This is a genomic window from Rhodococcus sp. IEGM 1366 (genome assembly GCF_033142425.1).
GTDB lineage: Bacteria > Actinomycetota > Actinomycetes > Mycobacteriales > Mycobacteriaceae > Rhodococcus_F > Rhodococcus_F globerula.
In genome coordinates this window covers 526,868-541,776 of record NZ_JAWLRZ010000004.1, presented here as the reverse complement: position 1 = coordinate 541,776, position 14,909 = coordinate 526,868, and the positions used below count along the sequence as shown (strand labels likewise).

General features: G+C 63.2%; 16 protein-coding genes. 7 read left to right on the top strand and 9 right to left on the bottom strand.

What is annotated here, in order from left to right:
- Positions 1 to 9: 9 nt before the first annotated feature.
- The 7 genes from R4P64_RS15230 to rimP form a co-directional block, all read right to left on the bottom strand.
- Complete coding sequence (locus R4P64_RS15230; RefSeq protein WP_317821522.1) at positions 10 to 1,014, bottom strand: bifunctional oligoribonuclease/PAP phosphatase NrnA; 1,005 nt, start codon at positions 1,012 to 1,014, stop codon at positions 10 to 12.
- A 12-nt stretch (positions 1,015 to 1,026) separates the two neighbouring features.
- A complete protein-coding gene (gene rbfA, locus R4P64_RS15225) occupies positions 1,027 to 1,512 on the bottom strand; it encodes a 30S ribosome-binding factor RbfA (protein ID WP_317540572.1) in 486 nt (161 codons plus the stop codon).
- 149 nt (positions 1,513 to 1,661) lie between these two features.
- Positions 1,662 to 1,952: a DUF503 domain-containing protein gene (locus R4P64_RS15220; protein WP_033234909.1), complete on the bottom strand. Its 291-nt coding sequence runs from the start codon at positions 1,950 to 1,952 to the stop codon at positions 1,662 to 1,664.
- 139 nt (positions 1,953 to 2,091) lie between these two features.
- Positions 2,092 to 5,091, bottom strand: coding sequence for a translation initiation factor IF-2 (gene infB / locus R4P64_RS15215; protein ID WP_084702751.1), 3,000 nt, complete (start codon positions 5,089 to 5,091; stop codon positions 2,092 to 2,094).
- Between the two features lie 108 nt (positions 5,092 to 5,199).
- Complete coding sequence (locus R4P64_RS15210) at positions 5,200 to 5,550, bottom strand: YlxR family protein (protein WP_045067292.1); 351 nt, start codon at positions 5,548 to 5,550, stop codon at positions 5,200 to 5,202.
- A gap of 44 nt (positions 5,551 to 5,594) precedes the next feature.
- Positions 5,595 to 6,626 (bottom strand): transcription termination factor NusA, encoded by a 1,032-nt coding sequence (gene nusA / locus R4P64_RS15205; RefSeq protein WP_033234910.1) that lies wholly within the window; start codon positions 6,624 to 6,626, stop codon positions 5,595 to 5,597.
- Positions 6,623 to 7,228, bottom strand: coding sequence for a ribosome maturation factor RimP (rimP, locus tag R4P64_RS15200; protein ID WP_033234911.1), 606 nt, complete (start codon positions 7,226 to 7,228; stop codon positions 6,623 to 6,625). Before rimP ends, nusA begins: the two co-directional genes overlap by 4 nt.
- A 271-nt stretch (positions 7,229 to 7,499) precedes the next feature.
- Between rimP and R4P64_RS15195 the strand changes: the two genes are divergently transcribed.
- Both R4P64_RS15195 and R4P64_RS15190 read left to right on the top strand, forming a co-directional pair.
- On the top strand, positions 7,500 to 8,000 hold the full coding sequence (locus tag R4P64_RS15195) for a hypothetical protein (protein WP_175393694.1): 501 nt from the start codon (positions 7,500 to 7,502) through the stop codon (positions 7,998 to 8,000).
- Positions 7,997 to 8,443, top strand: coding sequence for a ferritin-like domain-containing protein (locus tag R4P64_RS15190; protein WP_092808590.1), 447 nt, complete (start codon positions 7,997 to 7,999; stop codon positions 8,441 to 8,443). Before R4P64_RS15195 ends, R4P64_RS15190 begins: the two co-directional genes overlap by 4 nt.
- A gap of 52 nt (positions 8,444 to 8,495) precedes the next feature.
- Here the strand turns inward: R4P64_RS15190 and R4P64_RS15185 are convergent, their stop codons facing one another.
- Positions 8,496 to 9,908: a DHA2 family efflux MFS transporter permease subunit gene (locus R4P64_RS15185; protein ID WP_233366187.1), complete on the bottom strand. Its 1,413-nt coding sequence runs from the start codon at positions 9,906 to 9,908 to the stop codon at positions 8,496 to 8,498.
- A 70-nt stretch (positions 9,909 to 9,978) separates the two neighbouring features.
- Here R4P64_RS15185 and R4P64_RS15180 point away from each other — a divergent pair, with 70 nt between their 5' ends.
- The 3 genes from R4P64_RS15180 to R4P64_RS15170 all read left to right on the top strand — a co-directional run bounded on the left by R4P64_RS15180 (position 9,979) and on the right by R4P64_RS15170 (position 12,032).
- Positions 9,979 to 10,614, top strand: a complete 636-nt coding sequence (locus tag R4P64_RS15180) for a TetR/AcrR family transcriptional regulator (protein ID WP_317821515.1) — start codon at positions 9,979 to 9,981, stop codon at positions 10,612 to 10,614.
- Positions 10,615 to 10,707: 93 nt separating this feature from the next.
- Positions 10,708 to 11,205 carry a nuclear transport factor 2 family protein gene (locus R4P64_RS15175; protein ID WP_033235020.1) on the top strand — a complete coding sequence of 166 codons (498 nt, stop codon included), beginning with the start codon at positions 10,708 to 10,710 and terminating at the stop codon, positions 11,203 to 11,205.
- Positions 11,202 to 12,032 carry an SDR family NAD(P)-dependent oxidoreductase gene (locus R4P64_RS15170; RefSeq protein ID WP_045067289.1) on the top strand — a complete coding sequence of 277 codons (831 nt, stop codon included), beginning with the start codon at positions 11,202 to 11,204 and terminating at the stop codon, positions 12,030 to 12,032. The genes R4P64_RS15175 and R4P64_RS15170 overlap by 4 nt, the downstream gene beginning before the upstream one ends.
- Here the strand turns inward: R4P64_RS15170 and R4P64_RS15165 are convergent.
- On the bottom strand, positions 11,994 to 12,986 hold the full coding sequence (locus R4P64_RS15165; RefSeq protein ID WP_317821512.1) for a DMT family transporter: 993 nt from the start codon (positions 12,984 to 12,986) through the stop codon (positions 11,994 to 11,996). The genes R4P64_RS15170 and R4P64_RS15165 overlap by 39 nt on opposite strands.
- Here R4P64_RS15165 and R4P64_RS15160 point away from each other — a divergent pair.
- Both R4P64_RS15160 and R4P64_RS15155 read left to right on the top strand, forming a co-directional pair.
- Positions 12,985 to 14,385, top strand: a complete 1,401-nt coding sequence (locus tag R4P64_RS15160; protein WP_317821510.1) for a PLP-dependent aminotransferase family protein — start codon at positions 12,985 to 12,987, stop codon at positions 14,383 to 14,385. The genes R4P64_RS15165 and R4P64_RS15160 overlap by 2 nt on opposite strands.
- A 50-nt stretch (positions 14,386 to 14,435) precedes the next feature.
- A complete protein-coding gene (locus R4P64_RS15155) occupies positions 14,436 to 14,861 on the top strand; it encodes a pyridoxamine 5'-phosphate oxidase family protein (protein WP_033234918.1) in 426 nt (141 codons plus the stop codon).
- Positions 14,862 to 14,909 lie beyond the last annotated feature (48 nt).

Below are 14,909 nucleotides of genomic sequence, written 5' to 3'. Positions count from 1 at the left end.
ATCGGACACTCACCCCAGTGCGGCAATCAACGCTGCAACCGTCTGCTCACTCGAATCGGTCGAGGTGTAGCCGGCCGAGAGCCGATGTCCACCGCCACCGAGTCTCTCCGCGACAGCCGAGACGTCGACATCGGTCTTCGCGCGCAACGATATCGACCAGCTGCCGGTTTCCGATTCCTTGAGCACAGCGGCAACCTCGGCTTCCGACGTCGTCCGGACGATGTCGACAACGCTCTCGATTTCCTCGGACCGCAGATCTCCGATGTCGTCTCGGCGGATTACCGCGTACACGAGACCGCGACCACCCGCAGCGCTTCGTACCAGCGTCGCCGAGCCGAGCACCGACGACAGCATCGGCAGCCAGCCGAACGGATGCGTGTCGAGAAGTTGCCGAGCGATGGTGTCGCCGTCGATACCGGTGGCCAATAGCCGGGCCGCAAGAACATGCGTCGACGGTCCGCCCCAACGGAAGGACCCCGTATCGGTCACCAGACCGGCATACAGGCAATGGGCCACGTCACGATCGATCTCCACGCCCCACGAATCGAACAACCGTGCCAGCAGAGCCGTCGTCGATGCTGCGGATTCGTCCACGACGTTGATCGCACCGAATTCCGAATTGGATCGATGATGATCTACGACGACAGTGCTGGCCGCACCAGCCAACCGATCCGCAAGAGCCCCCAAGCGCCCGGTGCTTCCCACGTCGACGGTGATCAGGACGTCCACTGCGGAACGCACGGAAGCCGGTGGAACCAACAGATGCAGACCGGGAAATCCGAGCATGGACTCGGGCAGGTGCGCAGGCCGGCTGAACGCAACCTGAACCGAAACGCCCCTGCGCTCGAGCGTCAACCCCAATGCCAGACCGCTACCGATAGTGTCTGCGTCAGGCTGGATGTGGCACAGGATAGTTGCCGTCCGAGCCGCATCCAGCACTTCGATTGCCCGCGCGAAGCCTGCCCGGCAAGGATCCTCGCAAGGGTCTCCGTCAGCGCGTGCGGTGATCGTCATCCTCGCTGCGGGTCAGTCGAGATCTCGAGCATCCGAGGCAACGACGTCGTCATCGTCGTCAGCAGCTACTCGTGGCTCCTTGTACGGATCTGCTTCACCGGCAGGCTGAGCTCCCTCGCGAGCCTTGGCGAGCTCGCCGTCGGCGGCACGCGCACGAGCCAACAGCTCTTCCATGTGGCGCGCAGTATCGGGAACGGTGTCCGCGACAAACGTCAGCGTCGGGGTGAAACGGACACCGGTGCCGGCGCCCACCTTCGACCGCAGAACACCCTTGGCCTTCTCGAGACCGGCTGCAGCAGCTTCGACGTCGGGTGCGGAATCGAGCTTTTCACCCATAACGGTGTAGTACACGGTCGCATCGTGCAGGTCGTTGGTGACCTTCGTGTCGGTGATGGTCACAAAAGCAAGCCGCGGATCCTTGATCTCGTGGTCGATTGCGGTCGCGACAATCGTGCCGATTCGTTTTGCGAGCTTACGGGCCCGGGCGGGATCCACCATGATCTCTGTCTCCTTCTCCCTGGACTTTCGATTCCACGGACATTCGATTTCACGCACATCCGATACGAGATAACTCGATCGTTCACAATGTTCGATTTACAAGAATTATTACCGACACCAGTCTTGTGCATCGCCGCCCACCGACCAAATCAGTCCTCGGGACCGAAGACGCGCCGACGTACGGCAAGTAACTGCATTTCCGGTCGCGCTGCAACCGCCCGCTCACAACGATCGAGTACGTCGTGCAGATGATCCATCGACGAACTGACCGCAGCAACACCGACCAAGGCGCGGCGAAGACGCCCCTGTTCCCCGGCTTCCGCCGCACTAATACCGAAACGCCGCAGTTCGGTCAGAATCGGCGACACCAGCGAACGCTTTTCCTTGAGGGAGTGGACATCTCCGAAAAGAATGTCGAACTCCAATGCACCTACGAACATATTCCCCCAGACAGTTTCTCGTCCCAGACCGCTTCCTCGTCGGCATAGCCGAATGGACTCTCCCGGACATTGTGGTCAATGTCCAGGAGAGTCCATGTCAGTCAATACTCACGAGCGCCCCCAGCGCCCGCGGCGACTACTAGTCGCGCGGCTTCTCACGAAGCTCGTAGCACTCCAGAACGTCACCGATCTTGATATCGGAGTAGGTGACGGTCAGACCACATTCGTAGCCTTCGCGAACCTCGGTGGCGTCTTCCTTCTCCCGCTTGAGCGAGGAGATGGTGACCGTCTCGGCGACAACCTTGCTGTCGCGGATGAGACGTGCCTTGGCGTTGCGACGGATGCTGCCCGACGTGACCAAGCAACCGGCAATGTTGCCGATCTTGGACGAACGGAACATCGCGCGGATCTCCGCCTTGCCCAGCTCGACCTCTTCGTACACCGGCTTGAGCAGACCCTTGAGAGCCTTCTCGACCTCGTCGATGGCCTGGTAGATCACCGAGTAGTACCGGATGTCGACACCCTCGCGGTTCGCCAGCTCGGTCGCCTTGCCTTCGGCACGGACGTTGAAGCCGATGATGATCGCGTTGGAAGCCGCTGCCAGGTTGACGTTGGTCTCCGTGACGCCACCGACACCGCGGTCGATGACGCGCAACTGCACCTCGTCGTCGATCGGGATAGCCAGCAGTGCCTCTTCGAGAGCCTCGACGGTTCCCGAGTTGTCGCCCTTGAGGATCAAGTTCAGCTGCGAATGTTCCTTCAGAGCTGCATCGAGATCGTCCAAGCTGATGCGCTTGCGGCTCTTCGCTGCCAACGCGTTGCGCTTACGTGCATTGCGGCGGTCAGCGATCTGGCGGGCAATACGGTCCTCGTCGACCACGAGCAGGTTGTCGCCTGCACCGGGGACGGACGTGAAGCCGATGACCTGAACCGGACGCGAAGGTAGTGCCTCGTGGACGTCCTCGCCGTGCTCGTCCACCATGCGGCGGACGCGGCCGTATGCATCACCGGCGACGATGGAATCGCCGACGCGCAGCGTTCCGCGCTGGATGAGCACTGTGGCAACGGGGCCACGGCCACGGTCGAGGTGAGCCTCGATCGCAACACCCTGTGCATCCATGTCCGGGTTTGCGCGCAGATCCAGGGAAGCATCCGCGGTCAGCAGCACAGCTTCGAGAAGCTGATCGATGTGCAGACCCTGCTTCGCCGAGATGTCGACGAACATGGTGTCTCCGCCGTATTCCTCGGCGACCAGTCCGTACTCGGTCAGCTGCTGACGGATCTTGTCCGGGTTAGCGCCTTCCTTGTCGATCTTGTTGACCGCGACCACGATCGGCACGTCGGCCGCCTGGGCGTGGTTGATCGCTTCCACCGTCTGCGGCATGACACCGTCGTCGGCTGCGACAACAAGGATCGCGAGGTCGGTGGCCTTGGCACCACGAGCACGCATGGCCGTGAAGGCCTCGTGACCGGGGGTGTCGATGAACGTCACGAGACGCTCGTTGCCCTCGAGCTCGGTGAGCACCTGGTAAGCACCGATGTGCTGCGTGATGCCGCCGGCTTCGCCCTCACGGACGTTGGCCTTACGGATCACATCGAGCAGACGGGTCTTACCGTGGTCGACGTGGCCCATGACGGTGACCACAGGCGGACGGGACTCGAGGTCCTCTTCTCCGCCGGCGTCCTCGCCGTAGGTGAGGTCGAAGTGTTCGAGCAGCTCACGGTCTTCGTCCTCAGGGCTGACGACCTGAACGACGTAGTTCATTTCGCCGCCGAGAAGCTCCAGCGTCTCGTCGTTGACCGACTGCGTTGCCGTGACCATCTCGCCGAGATTGAACAGTGCCTGCACAAGTGCTGCGGGGTTCGCATCGATCTTGTCTGCGAAGTCGGACAGCGACGCGCCGCGAGCGAGACGGATGGTCTCGCCGTTGCCGCGAGGCAGCCTGACGCCACCGACTGCGGGAGCCTGCATGCTCTCGTACTCGGCGCGCTTTGCCCGCTTCGACTTACGTCCACGACGAACAGCGCCGCCGGGACGGCCGAATGCGCCTGCTGCTGCGCCGCGCTGACCGGGACGGCCACCACCGCCGGGACGACCGCGGAAACCACCTGCGGGAGCTCCGCCACCGGGAGCACCTGCACCGGCACCTGCGCCGCCGCCGGGAGCTCCGCCACCGCGGTACCCACCGCCGCCGCCACCGGGACGACCGCCGGGAGCGCCACCGGGACGGCCCGGACGACCTGCGCCGCCACCGGGCGCGGGACGAGCGGAACGAGCAGGCATTGCACCCGGGTTCGGGCGAGGAGGCATGGAGCCGGGGCTCGGACGGGGTCCACCCTGACCTGCGGGCGGACGGGGTCCACCCTGGCCGGGAGCCGGACGAGGACCGCCCTGGCCGGGAGCCGGACGAGGACCGCCCTGGCCGGGAGCCGGACGGGGTCCACCCTGGCCGGGAGCCGGACGAGATCCACCCTGCGCCGCGGGACGCGGAGCGCCCGGACGAGGACCGCTCTGGCCCGGAGCCGGACGTGGTGCCGGACGCTCAGCCGGAGCCGAGGAGTACGGGTTGTTTCCGACGCGCGGAGCCTTGGGCATCGGACGAGGTCCACCGGGCTTTGCGCCGGTCGACGGTGCTGCCGGAGCAGCTGCAGCGGGAGCTGCCGGTGCCGCGGGAGCTGCCGGAGCCGGACGAGCCGGCTTCGGAGCGTTGCTGGGTGCAGCGGGCGCATTGAACGTCGGCGTGGGGACTGCCGGCGTCGTAGGAGCCGGTGCTGCGGGAGCGGACGGTGCTGCCGGGGCCGGAGCTGCAGCAGCCGGGGCTGCCGGTGCTGCGGGAGCCGGTGCGGCCGGCTTGGGGCCGGGACGCTGCCCGGGACGCGGTGCGCCGGGCTTTGCTGCCGACGGCGACGGTGCGCCGGGCTTTGCTGCGGGCTTTGCCGCTGCGTCGCCGGACGCGGGCTTGGTTTCTGCACCACCGGCAGACGGGAATGATTCCCGCAGACGACGTGCGACGGGCGCCTCCACTGTGGATGACGCAGACTTTACGAACTCGCCCTGCTCTTTGAGCGTTGCGAGTAGTTCCTTGCTGGTAACACCGAGTTCTTTAGCCAACTCGTGTACGCGGGCCTTGCCTGCCACTGCTCTCCTCACTGATGAGGTCGAGCAGGAGGCATCCCACAGATGTGGGTCCCACACGACCTCGGGTTATAGCCGATGGACGTTCATCGTTGGTGCTTCACGGTGTGCTCATGAGTGCTTGTGCCTGTTCTTCTCGAGAGGTACTGCTTTTGTGTGAACTGCGTCGACCAGCTGGTCGACAGCGGACGTGTCCAGATTTCCGGACACTCGCAGTGCTCTGCTGAATGCTCGGCGCCGCTCTGCCAGGCTCAGGCAACTCGGATCCAGGTGCAGCCATGCACCTCGACCGTGGAGCCTTCGCAATACGTCGGGGACAAGCAGGGAACCCTCCGGCCCCTGCCCACCAACCACGACCCTCAACAGATCGGCAGCCGACCCTTGTTCCCTGCATCCCACACACGTTCTGACCGGCGAACCGGGCGTCGCGCGCGCAAAATCCGAGGACTCACGTCGAACCATCGTCTACTCTACCGTCGAACTGTCTGGAACACTGCATTCCACCGTTATCCGTTTGACGCGCCGGAGCGATCCGACGCGTCGTCGACCGGTGCTGCATCGCTTCGAATATCGATACGCCAACCGGTCAACCGTGCAGCAAGGCGGGCATTTTGACCCTCCTTGCCGATGGCTAGCGACAGCTGGAAATCAGGCACGATAACCCGAGCTGCACGGGCATCGAGGTCGACAACAGTGACGGAGACCACTTTCGACGGAGAGAGTGCGTTGCCCACAAATGTCGCGGGGTCCTCGTCGTAGTCGATGATGTCGATCTTCTCGCCCGCAAGTTCGCTCATGACGTTACGCACGCGCTGCCCCATGGGACCGATGCATGCACCCTTCGCATTGAGCCCGTGAACGCGCGACGCAACCGCGATCTTGGAACGGTGACCAGCTTCGCGGGCAACATTGATGATCTCGACGCTGCCGTCGGCAATTTCGGGAACCTCGAGTGCAAACAGCTTGCGAACCAGGTTCGGGTGGGTGCGCGACAGCGTGATCTGCGGGCCGCGCGCGCCGCGGGCAACCCCGACGACGTAGCACTTGATGCGCTCGCCGTGCTCGTAGCTTTCACCCGGAACCTGCTCGGCCGGCGGGAGCAGGCCTTCGGTGCCATGCGCGTCGCTGCCGATTCGCACGACAACCATGCCACGCGAGTTCGCGCGGGTGTCTCGCTGGATCACACCACCGACGATTTCACCTTCGTGCGTCGAGTACTCGCCGAAACTGCGCTCGTGCTCGGCATCACGCAGACGCTGAAGAATCACCTGACGCGCGGTGGTCGCCGCGATCCGGCCGAAGCCCTCGGGGGTGTCGTCCCACTCGGCGCCAACCATATTTCCGTCGGAGTCGGTGTCGTGAGCCATAACTCGCACCGATCCGGTCTTGAGATTGACGTCGATCCGAGCGTTCTGCTTGTGGCCCTCGGTGTGTCGGTATGCCGTCAGCAGCGCAGTCTGGATCGTGGCGATCACCGTTTCGATCGGGACGCCTTTTTCGGCCTCGATCGCTCGCAACGCTGCAATGTCGATATTCACTTGTCGAACCCTTCTTCGTTATCTACGTCTTCTACGTCTTCTTCGGAATCGAGCACCTGTGCATCGGACTCGTCGAGGTCCGTATGCACTGCCCGACCCTCCGGGATTCCTCCGGCCAGCTCCAGCTCTGCGTCGCTCGGCTTCGAAAACTCGACCTGCACAACAGCTTTCTGCACGTCTGCCAGCGGTATCTCGCGGACTGTCAGACCGCCGCGACCGTTCATGACCACTGCAACCGAATCCTCGCCGAGGACACCGATTCGACCGACGACGGTCTCGTCGGCAAGATCGATGCGTGCTTTGCGCCCACGTGCGCGGCGCCAATGTCGCTCTGCTGTCAGCGGCCGATCGATCCCGGGCGACGTGACCTCGAGCGTGTACGGCGCTTCCCCGATTTCCTCGAGGCTGTCGAACAACTCGGAGACGAGCCGACTGATCTCGGCAGCGGCATCCAGTTCGATACCGGCGTCACTGTCGACCATGATGCGAACGGCGCTGTGCTTGCCCGCATTAGTGACTACGACGTCCTCGACGTCGTAGCCCTTGGACTGCACGAGTTCGGAGACCAGCTCGATAACCCTGTCCTTGGATGGCACCGGCATCTCGCGAACTCCTCGTTTCAGTTGTCGTCGACTCGCATCGACTCGGTGTTGTCAGTCTGTGTGGCTCAGGCCTGTGTGATGCAGGTCTCGAAGTAGCAGGTACCCAGTTTGTGGGCATGCCCAAGACACCATTCGCCACACTGTCCGGCCAAGCATCCAAGAGTACCGCCCCTTCGAGATGCCTGCGACCAGACCGACCGTTACACATCACACGTGAACACGTTTGCCTGATTCGAACGAATCGCGCGGTACCTGGCACCATGGACGAGTGCTGACGCCCCTATCCACCACCTCCCACTCCCGCCGGAGTGCGCTGAAGATCGCAGGTGCGGCATCGATCGGCGCCATCGCCTTCGCGGCCACAGCGTGTACTGACAACGGCTCCGCCCAGGCCGCCGTAGAAGTCGACCAGCTGACCTCGCAGGCCGATCGCGCACGAGCAGACGCCGCCGCTGCAAGCAATTCGATCGCGCTGGCACCGGAACGGGTTGCCGCGCTCACGACGATCAGCGCGGAGCGCACCGCTCATGCCGATGCCCTCGACGCCGAGATCGCGCGAGCGGCAGGCGGGGGTGCCGGCACCACGTCAACGCCGTCAGCGTCGTCGACCGCGCCCGCAGCGCCCGCGGGGATCGACGCTGTGCGCGCGTCGTTAGCGGAGTCCGCTCGCAGCGCTGCCGATCTCGCCCGGACGACATCCGGCTATCGCGCCGGACTGCTCGGTTCGATCAGCGCGGCGTGCGCCACCCAGGCGGCGGTACTGCTGCCATGAGCATTCTGCGCACATCGACAACCAGTGATTCAGCCGTGCTCGACGCCATCGAATCCGAGAACGCCGCAATCTTCGCTTACGGCGTCGTGGCAGCGTTCTCCAACCCGGCTCGGGCCAACGAGGTTGCCACCCACATGGCAACCCACCGGGCGCGCCGCGACGCTTTGTCCGTCATTGCCGTCGACGCGGGCCTCACTCCCCCGATTGCCGCCGCCGGCTACGACATCCCTTTCCCGGTCACCGACGCCATCACGGCGGCGCAGTTGGCGGCACAGATCGAAGCGGACACCGCAACTACGTACCGCGCGTTGATCGAACAGGCCGATTCCGACGATCTCCGCACTTTCGGAGTCGAGGCGCTCACAGACGCCTCGATCCGCGGGGCTGGATGGAACCTCGCACTCGGGACAACTCCCGCAACATCGGCGTTTCCCGGCGAATAGTGCTGTGCGCCTTTATTAACCGCCCGCGGTTGATAAAGGCGCACAGCAAAACTCACTTCCGAGTCGGCACAAACCACGCCGCCACTACCGCGACCAGTACAAAACATCCGCCGACTCGCAGGGCGGGCGTCAGTGCTTCGCTGTATCCCAGCGGCGTCAACGCTCCACCTGCGGCCAGGAACACCGCTGTCAGGACTGCGATTCCCAATGCGACGCCGATCTCGCGAAGTGTTGCGTTGGTCGAACTGGCCGTGCCGTGATCCGGCGCGTCCATGTCGACGAGTACCGCGGTGGCATTGGGCGCGAAGGTCAGCCCCATGCCGATTCCGGCCATGAGAAGTGCGGGGACGAGTGACGCGTACGTGGCGTCGGGACCGATGCGAGCAGCCAACCAGAACAACGCGCCGGCTTGCAGACCGAGACCGGTGAGAAGCAGCGGCCGCAGTCCCACTTTCGGGGCGAGGAAGCCCGCGAGCGGCGCAAAAACCATCGGCGCCGCCGTCCACGGAAGCGTCCGCAACCCGGCTTCGAACGGTGTGAACCCCATCGCGATCTGGAGGTACTGCGAGAGCAGGAACACCGCACCGAAGATGCCGATCGAGAAGGTCAGTCCGATCACGTTTGCCATCGAGAAGCTTCTGGATCGGAACAGACGCAACGGCATCACGGGGTGCGACGTGGTTCGTTCGCGAACGATGAACAGCCCCAAGGCAACTACGGCACCCACTAGCGATGCGACAACACCGAAGGAACCCCAACCGTCGTCGTTGCCGTGAACGATGCCCCAGACAGCGAGGAACACACCAAGTCCGGCCAGCGCGACCCCGGCGACGTCCAAAGGCTGCTTCCGCCCGGTCGATTCGCGCAATGCATACATTGCGAGCGGAACTGCGACGATTGCTACCGGCACGTTGATCCAAAAGATCCCTTGCCACGAAAAACCGTCGACCACAGCGCCGCCCACCACCGGACCCATCGCGATACCGAGCCCCGATACTCCACCCCAGATGCCGATTGCCATGGCGCGCTTGGCTTCCGGAACCGCAGCCACGAGCAGTGTCAGCGAGAGCGGCATGATGGCGGCAGCGCCGACGCCTTGAACGGCGCGTGCCGCGATCAACAGTCCTGCCGATGTCGAGAGCGCGGAGGCAATTGACGCCGCGGTGAACAGTCCGATCCCGCCCACGAACATGCGTCGCCTACCCCAGCGATCGCCGAGCGTCGTCGCCGACAACATCAGCGTCGCAAACGCAAGCGTGTACGCATTCATGAACCACTGCAACTGACTCACGGACGCATTCAGATCTTTCTCGATCACCGGCAATGCGCTGGTCATCACCAGATTGTCGAGGGTTGCCATGAACATCGGCAGGGACGCCGCGACGATCGCAATCGCAACCGGTACTGATCGCCTGCGGGTCCCTTCCGAACCGGGTGCGGCACCGGCATTCGCCAAAACAGTCATTGCACGCCTTCGCTTAGGTATCAGTTGATTACTTAATTGACGCTAAGTTATCAACTGATAACCTGTCAATATGTCGAGCGAAGATTCCGCCTCACCCAAGCGAAGGATGAGCGCGCCCCAGCGCCGGGCACTTGTCCTTGCAGCAGCCACCAGGGCCTTCGCCCGCGGCGGATACTCCGGCACCAGCACCGATGCGGTCGCGAAGGAAGCCGGCGTCTCGCAGCCGTACATCGTGCGCATGTTCGGAACGAAAGCGGAACTGTTCCGCGCCGTGTTCGCGCGAGCACTCGACGAAATCGTCCGAACCTTCACCGAAAAGCTGGACACACTCGATATCGAGCCCGACAATCCAGAGTTCTGGGCCGAGCTCGGTTCCGCCTACGGCGAGCTGATCCTGGACCGCGACCTACTGCTCGTCATGCTGCACGGGTTCGCCACCGGCACAGACGACATCGCCACCGTGTCACGGTTCGCGATGTCGAAGATCTACAGCCTGGTGCGTGATCGAACCGGTTGCACCCCCGAGCAGGCCCGAATGTTCATCGCCAACGGCATGCTCATCAACAATCTGCTCGCGATGAAAGCGCCGGAACACATCGACGAGGATCCCGCTCTAGGGGAACTGTGCGTCAGCGTCTTCGGCGAATCGGCCGCAACAACGCTCTCCACCACCGGCACCGCGCCTGCATCCGACTCGGACACCTGACCGGCCACTGGGATTTACGTCACATGTGTGATGGAACGCACCATAGAGTCGGGTTCCGACACATCACGTAAAACCGGACGAAAAGGACCGACGTTGGATCTTGCACAACGCATCGACGCCCTCGAGCAGATCGAAGAGATCAAAAAGCTCAAGTACAACTACTGGCGCGCCTGTGATGCCAAGGACCCGGTCGCGTTCCGCAACAGTTTCATCAAGAGCGGCGCGTCCATCGACTACGGCCAGCTGGGGGCGTTCGACGACGCGGGCCCGATGGCCGACATCTTCACCGCAGTCGCCCTGCGCAAAGTCGACGGCCACTACGCGGTCCTCGACATGCACCACGGACTTCACCCCGATATCGAAATAACTTCGGAGACTTCCGCACTCGGTCGATGGACGCTGCAGTTCCGCCAGATCGACACCGTCGCTCGGACTCAGAAATTGATGACGGGCGAATACGACGACGCGTATGTGATCGAGGACGGAGCGTGGAAGATGAGTCGCTGCCACTTCACGGAGACGTGGTCGATGACCACTCCCCTGTCAGCCGAGACCGTCCTCGCCGAGGGATCAGTGGGGAGCCAAGAATGACTGGATCAAAAGTTGCACTGGTAACCGGCGCGAGTCGCAGTGTCGGCAAAGGAATCGCGTTGGCACTCGGTAGCGACGGCTGGACCGTGTACGTGACCGCGCGCGGTGAAGTTGGCACCAACAGCCCACTCGACGCTGCTGCTGCGGAGATCACCGAGCGTGGTGGCCGGGGAATCGCCGTGCAGTGTGATCACAGCGATGATCAGCAAATCGTTGATCTCTTTGCCCGCATTGCCGACGAGCAGTCCGGGCGTCTCGATCTCCTCGTCAACAACGTGTGGGCCAACCCTGCCGGCTACGCAGGTTTCACGGATCCGTTCTGGAAGCGCCCCGTCGCCGACTGGGACTCCCTGATCGGGATCGGTTTGCGCGCACATTATGTCGCGTCCGTAGAAGCCGCCAAGTTGATGGTTCCGCGCGGAAGCGGTGTCATCGGCCATATCTCGTCATTCGGCAGCCGCGGATACCTGCACTCGGTGCTGTACGGGATGTCGAAGACCGGCCTCGACAAGATGGCCGCGGACATGGCCGTCGAGTTGAAAGGTACCGGAGTCACCGCACTGTCCTTCTGGCTCGGTTTGATTCGCAACGAGCGAATGGAAGCCAGCGGAATGGAGAGCTTCGAGGGCTTCTCCCTCGCCGAGGCGGAAACCCCGGAGTTCGTCGGGCAGGTCATCACGGCACTGGCCAACGATCCCGACGTCAACTCCCGCAGCGGGCACACCCTGATCACCGCGGAAACTGCACTCGACTACGGAATCACCGACGCCAACGGCAAGCAGCCGGCGTCACATCGTGCTGCATTCGGTGGCGGCCCGCTCTTCTGAGCCACGCACACCGGACGCCGTAGCGGCGTCGCGCACCCTCGCGGTGCCCGGCGCCGCTACGCGCGCCTTGAGCGCAAGCCACGCACAGCCGATGACCACGATGCCGCCCCCAACGATGGACAGCGACAATTCCTCGCCCAGGATCAAGGCCGACCACGCGATGCTGAGCACCGGTTGAACCAGCTGCGTCTGACTGACTGTGGAGATCGGCCCCATCGCCAGGCCTCGGTACCAGGGGAAGAAGCCGAGAAACATGCTGATGGCACCGAGGTAGGCAAACGCAAGCCATGAATTGGCGTCGGCGTGGACGGGCGTATTCACCACCGACACAACGGTCATGGTGGCCGTAACGGGCAGTGCGAGAATCAACGCCCAGGCGATTGTCTGCCATGATCCGATTTCGCGGGCCAGCAAAGCTCCTTCGGAATACCCGAGTGCAGCGCAGATCACTGCCCCGACGAGCAGAAGATCGGCGAGGTGGAACGAACCGAGTCCACCGCCTGCGAATGCGACAAACACTGCCACCGATATCGCGCCGGCCGCACTCGCCCACCAAAATGCCTGACTCGGCCGTTCTTTCCCCCGAAGTACGGCAAATACAGCTGTCGCGGCAGGCAATAGCCCGATCACGACGGCTGCATGACTGGCCGGTGATGTTTGCACTGCAAACGTGGTGAGCAAAGGGAACCCGAGAACAACTCCGATGGAGACAAGGGCAATCCGTGCCCATTGCCGAAGGCTGGGAATGGCGGCGCGCGAAGCCAGCAGCGCAATCGTCGCCAACCCTCCCGCCACTACAGCCCGGCCGGCGCCGATGAACAACGGATCAAGGTCAGCGACTGCGATTCTGGTCAGTGGAACCGTGAACGAAAACGCCAGAACTCCCAGGAGCCCCCACCACAGACCCGATAGCGGTGCCGATTCGTTCGCGATAGCGCTACTATTGTCATTCATGTCCCACGATAGCAGTAGCCGACGGGTAGTCGACGGCTTACGCACGCTGATCACGTCGTCTACCGCCGGAATGCAACTCCCCTCCACTCGGGCGCTGGCCGCAACGCACGGCGTGGGGCCTGTCACTGTGCAGCACGCAATCCGCCAACTCGTGGGTGAAGGCCTGGTTGAAACCCGCCCAGGTTCGGGAAATTTCGTCGCCCGCACGCGAGCGCCTCAGATATCCGACTATTCTTGGCAGACAACCAGTCTCGGGCCGAGCCGGGTCGACGCCAATCCCATCGGATCAAGCATGCTCACGGTTACGGCAGACACGATCTCGCTGCACAGCGGCTACCCAACGGACGAGTTGCTTCCCCTTCGTCAGATCCGCGGAGCACTTTCGAGGGCTGCGCGGAGCTCACTTGCGGCACGTCGACCGCACACCGCAGGGCTTGGAGAACTCCGCGAGTGGTTCGCCCACGAGCTCACCACAGGCGGCGCTACCACGGTGCGCGATTCCGACGTCCTGATCACACCCGGAGGGCAGAGTGCACTGTCTTCGACGTTCCGCGCGCTTGCAGGTCCCGGCGATGCCATCGTGATGGAGTCGCCCACGTACTGGGGTGCCATCGCAGCAGCCAAACAGGCCGGGCTGACCGTTGTGCCCGTCGCCCGCGGGACGCACGCGCCGGATCCGGATGATCTTGCCACCGCGTTCGAACTCTCCGGGGCGCGCTTGTTCTATGCGCAACCACATTTTGCCAACCCAACCGGAGCACTCTGGTCGGACACAGAGAGGCAATCGATCATGAAGGTCGTGCGCGATCACGGTGTATTCGTGATCGAAGACGACTGGGCGCACGATTTCGGAATCGACAAGGACGTCACTCCCCTGGCTGCGAACGACCCCGACGGCCACGTGATCTACGTCCGGTCGCTCACCAAGAGCACGTCGCCGGCACTGCGGGTCGCGGCCGTTGTTGCACGCGGTCCGGCGCGACGACGAATCGAAACCGATCGCACCATCGATGACCTCTACGTTTCCGGGATTCTCCAAGCTGCGGCGGTCGACGTCCTCACCCAACCTTCGTGGGTTACTCATCGGCGAAACGTTCGCGAACTACTGCGCGAACGGCGTGACCATCTGATCCGCGAATTGGATACTCATGCAACGGAACTCACGCTCACCCACAAACCCGCCGGTGGTCTCAACTTATGGCTTCGCCTGCCTGAGGGTTTCGATTCCGAAACGTTTGCAACCAGATGCCTCACGCACGGCCTCTCGATTTCCCCTGGGGCCGAGTGGTTTCCGGCGGAACCAACCGCCGCATACATTCGTCTGAACTTCGGCGGTTCACATCCAGATCGTTTCGAGGAAGCCGCCCGGATCCTGGCCGATCAACTCGTCCCGAAATGAGGGCGCCACAACGCTGGCCAGCCTGTCGAACACCGCTGTATTCTCAGGTGATGGCACTCTCCGAGAATGAGCGTGAACAGTTTCTGGCCGAGCCGCACGTAGCAGCGCTGTCGGTGGCGAACAACTCCGAGCGCGGTCCGTTGACAGTCCCCATCTGGTATCTCTACTCACCAGGTGGCAGCCCTTGGATTCTCACGGGAAAAGGATCGAAAAAGGCCCAGCTCATAGAGTCTGCTGGGCACTTCTCCCTCATGGCTCAACGACTCGAGCCGACCATCCGCTATGTGAGCGTCGAAGGTTCCGTCGACAAAATCGTGCCAGGAACCGACGAGATGCTGGTCGAAGTGTCGCGACGATATCTGACCCCGGACAAGGTTGACGGTTATCTCGACTTTGCCCGCTCTCAACTGGGCGAGCAGGTCGCAATTTACATGAAACCGCACACCTGGCTGTCCGCCGATCTCGGCGCTCTCTAAACAAGGACGACGCAGGCTCGGCGCGCCGGTATCGGTGCGCCGAGCCAA